Here is a 5,985-nt window from a genome sequence, read left to right as displayed (position 1 = left end):
GTATCACCGCGAGAATTCGGTTCAGGACCGTACGCGCCTGCTGGAGTTCATTGAGGGTCAGCGCGCGGCGGGCCGTGAGGTACTGGTGACGGGTTCGAGTGATTATCACGGTGCGGGTAAGCCGAACCTGCTGGGTGAGAACACGACGGATGCGGTAACGGTGGCGCGTATCCGCGAGCTGCTGGCAACTCGGCAGTAAGACCAGGAGTAAGACAAAAGAATGGGGCGGGGTCCTGATTAGGAACCCGCCCCACACTCTTAACGCGTGCTCTCACGAATGCGCAGACAAGACAGCCTAGACGCTCTCACGCGAGGCATGATGCTGCAACACCGCACCCGCAGCAACCGCATCCCGCTGAGCAGCCGCCCGCGCCGCACGAGCCTTAGCCCGCGCCTGATGCTGACGCTGACGACGCAACTCATCACGACCATCAATACGCATCTTCTTATCCACCGCATCCATCGAACGGTGACGCACAAATCGGCAGGACGCACCCTCAACCGGCTGCGTAGTCTCCGTGAGCGTATCCAACACAGCCTTCAGCGCATGACGGCTCGCCGCCGTCAACGCATCACGACTCGTACCGCCACGAACACCCACCGTACGCTTCGGCGTGAACAGCACACTCGCCCCACGCGGCACACCGCGGTACGCCTCAAAAGACTGCGGATCCACGTTCAGGCGCTTAGCCATCACCTCAATAGCCGGCGGATTCTGATCCACACACACGAACTTACGGCCCAACTGAGCCGCCGCCGCCCCCGTAGAACCAGAACCAGCGAAGAAATCCAATACCCAATCACCCGGGCGGGAACTCGCCGCAATCATACGACGCAACAGGCCCGTAGGCTTCTGCGTGGGATACCCCGTCTTCTCCTTACCCGTCGGCGACACAATAGTATGCCACCACACATCAGTAGGGAGCTTACCGCGAGAAGCCTTCTCCTCAGTCACCAAACCGGGAGCCATATACGGTTCACGATCAACCTCCGCAGTATTGAAGTAATAGCTGCGGTGATCCTTCGCGTACACCAAAATATTGTCGTGCTTCGTCGGCCAGCGGCGCGTAGACTTCGCACCGTAGTCATAAGCCCAAATCAGCTCATTAATGAAGTTCTCACGACCAAAAATCATGTCGCACATAATCTTCACATAATGAACCTCACGCCAATCCAGGTGCAGGTACAGGGTGCCGTCCTGCGCGAGCAGACGATGCGCCTGCTCAATACGCGGCGCTAGGAACGCCCAATAATCCTCGAACGAGTCGTTATAGCTCGCCAGAGTCTGCAGGGTGCTCGAATAGCTCTTGCCCTTAAAACCGGTGCGGTCCCCCTTCTCAGAAGCCTCCGCGCTCAAAGTGCGGCGCGTCTGCTTCTTACCCGTATTGAACGGCGGGTCAATGTAAATCACGGTGAACGCACCATCGGGCAGCTCACGCAGATACTCCAGGTTATCTGCCTGCACCAGCAGCGACGGGCCCTGCGGATCGAAAACAGCCGAATCCGCGGGGTGCGACTCAGCGGCCGCCTGGGATGCTGAAATACCCAACCCCGGCCCTAGCCTTCAGAACCAGCACGGTCAGCGCCACGGCCCTTACCGCGAGAACCCTCAGCGCGAGAACCTTCAGCACGGGAACCCTCAGCACGGGAGCCTTCAGAGCGGCGGCGGGTGCGGCGGCGGCCCTCACCCTCCACCGGCTGACCCTCAACACGGCGGGTACGGCGACGCTGACGAGGCGCACGCTCAGTACGCTCAGAAGAACGCCCAGAAGAATGCTCGGTACGCTCGGATGCGCTCTGCTCGTTACGCTCTGCACGCTCGGAACGGTCGGAACGCTCTGCACGCTTGCGGCCCTCGGAGCGGCTACGGCGCTCGCCGCGGCCCTCACCGGAACGGCTGCCAGAACGATCACCGTCACGGGAACCGCGGGAACGGCGCGAACCCTTCTCACCGTCACGACCACCAGAACGGCCACCATCGCGGCCACCGCGAGAACGAGCCGGGCGGCCATCACGAGATTCACGGGCGCTCTCAAAGAACTCATCGCCCATGCCCTCAGCCACACGCTCCTCGCGCGGTAGGCGGCCCTTGGTGCCAAGCGGAATGTTCAGGTCGTAGAACAGGTGCTCAGAGGAAGAGTAGGTCTCAACCGGCTCGGGAACACCCAGCTCCAGGGCGTCGTTAATGACCTTCCAGCGCGGCAGGTCATCCCAGTCAACCAGGGTCACGGCGGTACCCTCATTGCCCGCGCGACCGGTACGGCCGGTACGGTGCAGGTAGGTCTTCTCATCCTCGGGCACGCGGTGGTTAATCACGTGGGTCACGTCTTCAACGTCAATACCGCGAGCCGCCACGTCGGTCGCGACCAGAATGTCGACCTTGCCGGTGCGGAACGCCTTCAGCGCCTGCTCACGCGCAACCTGGTTCAGGTCACCGTGCAGGGGAGCGGCAGCGAAGCCACGGTTCACCAGCTCCTCCGCCACGCGGGCAGCGTCACGCTTGGTCTTGGTGAAGATGACGGTGCGGCCGCGGCCGGTAGCGCGCAGAATGCGGCCAATCATCTCGTCCTTGTCCAGGTGGTGCGCACGGTAGACGACCTGGCGGATCGACGCCTTAGTCTTCGAGGCGTCCTCGGGGTCAGCGGCGCTAATGCGCATGGGCTTGGTCATGTACTGGCGTGCCATCGCAATGACCGGGCCGGGCATGGTTGCGGAGAACAGCATGGTCTGGCGGTCCTCCGGCAGGTAGCTGAGAATCTTCTCGACCGACGGCTGGAAACCCAAATCCAGCATCTCGTCAGCCTCATCGAGGACCACAATCTTGACCTGCTTGAGGTTCAGGAAGCCCTGCTGGTACAGGTCAATAATGCGGCCGGGGGTGCCCACCACAACCTCCAGGCCGCGGCGCAGCAGCTCAGCCTGAGGCTCAATCGGCACACCACCGTACAGGGTGGCGACGCGGGCGTTGCGCAGCTTCGCAGCAATCGCCAGGTCCTCACCCACCTGAATAGCAAGCTCACGGGTCGGAACAAGAATCAGCGCCTGAGGTGCGCCGGGGTACTCCAAATCAGCCCAACCCTCATCGTCGCGGCCGACCACACGCTGAATGGTGGGCAGACCAAAGCCGAGGGTCTTACCGGTACCGGTCTTCGCCTGACCAATGATGTCCTGGCCAGACAGAGCCACGGGAAGAGTCAGCTCCTGGATGGGGAAGGGGGAGGTAATGCCAACCGCCGCGAGGGCGTCGCTAATATCCTGGCGAACGCCGAAGTCGGCGAAGGACTTTGCAGTCTGAGTGGTTTCCTGCGTGTTCGTTTCAGTCACTGGACCGTATCTTTCTACCCCTGCTCGGGGTGTGTTTCTCCCCGAAACGGGGTGTACCAGCCAGCGCCCCAACGGTGGAGGCGGTGACGGGCGGGCGTCGAAAGCCGGCCGCGGGAAATTCTTACTCGGGAAATTCTTGCAGGGGAAATTCTTGCCGAGACGCCGCGTGCACAGATGCTTACTGCTCATGGTTATTCATGATGAGAAGGCGGTGCAGCCTCGGGGTCTTGAAAGGGGTACGACCGGTCATTCACTTAACCCCTCAATATTAACCCGGATTTGCTTCCGGCGCACCCCCGACCGGTTGTGGTGTGCGCCCGTGATGGGCGATATACCGCCCCAAAACCGGGTATTGGGAGGTTTTCGCACAGGCGGTTTAAAACGCAAACCCCCGCATTCGGCACGGCGTAACCGTACGGCGCATACAGCGCACGCACACAGCGCATACAGCGCGGTTACGCATCATGACGGATGCGGGGGAGAGCTAAAGCTAAAGGGGATTTAGTCGCCGAGGTAATTAGGCGCCGATACCGAAACCAACGTGACGCTTCGCGTCGGAACCCAGCTCGACATAGCCAATCTGAGCGCCGGAGATCAGGGTGGTGTTGCCCTTATCGTCAGTGATCTGCAGCAGGGAGCCGTCCTCAATCGCCTTAGCGACCTTCTCAGTGATAACGTCCTTGGATTCGCTGGTCTCAACAACGATTTCGCGGGCGATGTGGCGAACGCCAATCTTGATTTCCATGAGTCTCCTCGCAGAATAGTCCGGCGCCGCCAAGCGCGCCGGGTATGGGAACTGTCTTATCTAGCATCTACTCTAGCGTGAATGGGCCCATCGGCACCGTGAACGGGCGGTACTTCGCCGGGGGCTAATAAAAAATCTCGCCGCCGGATGCATGAAAATGCGGGGGAGCGGAAGCTCTTAAGAGTCCTCCACCTGAATACCGTAGAGAGTCTCCAGCGCCTGCACGTAATCCTCCGTGCGGCCATCCGCCGCAAGCTTCTTGGCGCGCACCGTCGGGGTATGCAGCAGAGACTTCACCATGCGGCGCATCGCCAGCTCAAACTGCTCCGTCGCCGCCCCGCAACCAAACTGGCTACGCACCTTCTCCAGCTCAGAATCCAGCACATCCATAGTGTGTGAGCGCAACGCAACAATCGCGGAGTCAATCGTGCGGGAACGCTGACGAGACAGGAACGCCGTCAGCTCAGACTCCACGATGCGCGTAGCCGTCGCCACGGACTCCTCGGTCTCCTCGGGTGCGGCAAGACGCACCGATTCGAGGGTAATCAGCTCAACGTTCGGCAGGTCAGCGACCGAGGGGTCAAAGTCACGCGAAAGCGCCAGGTCGAGAATCGTGTGGTGACCTGCCGGAATCTGCTCGGGAAGCAGCGGATCGGAGCCACCGGAGCAGCCAATAATGACGTCGGCAGAAGCCATAGCCTGCTCCATGCCGTCCACCGGCACCGCAGAAACCTCGCGCTTTGCCGCGAACTCGGCGGCACGGCCCGAACGGGAATTGACCCAAATATCGGTGCAACCGCGCTCGCGCAGAGCCGCAATGGTCGCGCCCGCGTAAGCACCCGTACCAAAAATCAGGGCGCGGCGGGTCGACCAATCCTTCTCGGCAACCTCATCCGCAAGATCGAGGGCAACAGATACGATGGAGCGGCCCTGAGCGCCAAGCGCCGTATGCTGACCCACCTGACGGGCCGTATGCGCCGCATGCTCAAATAGCTGAACCAGCTCACCGGGAAGGGTCACGCCGTCCTCTTGTGCTTTCGCCTGCGCGGCGGCCAGAGCGCGGCGCACCTGACCGGCGATTTCACGCTCGCCGACCACGGCAGATTCCAGGCCGGAGGCGACCGTCAGCAGGTGGCGTGCACCCTCTTCATCGGCGTACACCTCGAAGCTGGAATCGACCAGTTCCGTATCCAGGCCGGAGGAGCGCGCAATAGAGTCGACAATCAGCTCACGAACCATGTGGACATGGGCGGATACGTGCAACTGAACATACATTTCAAGACGGTTACAGGTGGCAAGAACGACTGCACCCTTCACACCCAGCTGGCATGCCATATCGTCCGTCAGAACATCGGGTACGCCGGAGGCACCGGCGCTCAACGCAGCGACGGTGGTCAAATCAACGGTGTGGTGCGATGCCACAAATGCATAAGTACTCACTAGAGATTAATCATAACCACGCCGACTAAGCCCCTGTAAAGCTCACAGAACCTAAGTTCACGGCTCTACATGGCTTAGTGGGTACCACATAGCGGACAGGAGGCGGGGCATCTGCCGGGGTGTTGGTGGCAATTCAAAAGCGCAGGGAGGGGAGGGCCCGCCGGAATATGCTGGGGCACATTCGGTGCTTCACCTGCGTATTCGCCGCGCAAATAGGCGGCAAGCAGGGCATAAGCAGGGGTCTAACAGGTGTGAACTAAGGTGTCCCTCACCGCTAAGAAAGCCACCTTTAGGTAAAAGTCGCCGTGACATAGTGTCGTAAAAACGCCTGCATAAACCTGTCACACTAGACACTATGAGCGAAAACCAGCACACTACTCTCGCAACGGAAAAGAGCTCCGTATCGGATAAGGGGCCAGCAGCGGCTGCCGCACAGGCACCCGCCCTGCCCGCCCACCCCACCGACGCCCAGCGAC

General features: G+C 60.9%; 4 protein-coding genes and 1 pseudogene. 1 reads left to right on the top strand and 4 read right to left on the bottom strand.

The features are described from left to right. Window positions 1-199: pseudogene (locus Q0216_RS09095) on the top strand (histidinol-phosphatase); the annotation flags it as partial. A 96-nt stretch (window positions 200-295) separates the two neighbouring features. Here Q0216_RS09095 and Q0216_RS09090 read toward each other — a convergent pair. The 4 genes from Q0216_RS09090 to Q0216_RS09075 all read right to left on the bottom strand — a co-directional run bounded on the left by Q0216_RS09090 (window position 296) and on the right by Q0216_RS09075 (window position 5,509). After that, the gene (locus Q0216_RS09090) at window positions 296-1,549 is read right to left on the bottom strand and encodes a site-specific DNA-methyltransferase (protein WP_298594712.1); all 1,254 of its coding nucleotides are present in this window, start codon (window positions 1,547-1,549) and stop codon (window positions 296-298) included. An 8-nt stretch (window positions 1,550-1,557) separates the two neighbouring features. Beyond that, the gene (locus Q0216_RS09085) at window positions 1,558-3,324 is read right to left on the bottom strand and encodes a DEAD/DEAH box helicase (protein ID WP_298594710.1); all 1,767 of its coding nucleotides are present in this window, start codon (window positions 3,322-3,324) and stop codon (window positions 1,558-1,560) included. Between the two features lie 517 nt (window positions 3,325-3,841). Next, window positions 3,842-4,069 carry a DUF3107 domain-containing protein gene (locus Q0216_RS09080; RefSeq protein ID WP_296546467.1) on the bottom strand — a complete coding sequence of 76 codons (228 nt, stop codon included), beginning with the start codon at window positions 4,067-4,069 and terminating at the stop codon, window positions 3,842-3,844. A 177-nt stretch (window positions 4,070-4,246) separates the two neighbouring features. Continuing rightward, on the bottom strand, window positions 4,247-5,509 hold the full coding sequence (locus Q0216_RS09075; RefSeq protein ID WP_298594707.1) for a glutamyl-tRNA reductase: 1,263 nt from the start codon (window positions 5,507-5,509) through the stop codon (window positions 4,247-4,249). Window positions 5,510-5,985 lie beyond the last annotated feature (476 nt).

Origin of the sequence: uncultured Rothia sp. (genome assembly GCF_937976295.1) — a bacterium.
In the GTDB taxonomy this organism is placed as follows: domain Bacteria; phylum Actinomycetota; class Actinomycetes; order Actinomycetales; family Micrococcaceae; genus Rothia.
The sequence above is the reverse complement of the archived record's forward strand: the minus strand, read 5'-3'. Positions and strand labels throughout refer to the sequence as shown.

Bases quoted from the DNA above. Each gene is read 5' to 3' on its own strand.
- Q0216_RS09080 (WP_296546467.1), bottom strand. From the start codon at position 4,069: ATGGAAATCAAGATTGGCGTTCGCCACATCGCCCGCGAAATCGTTGTT.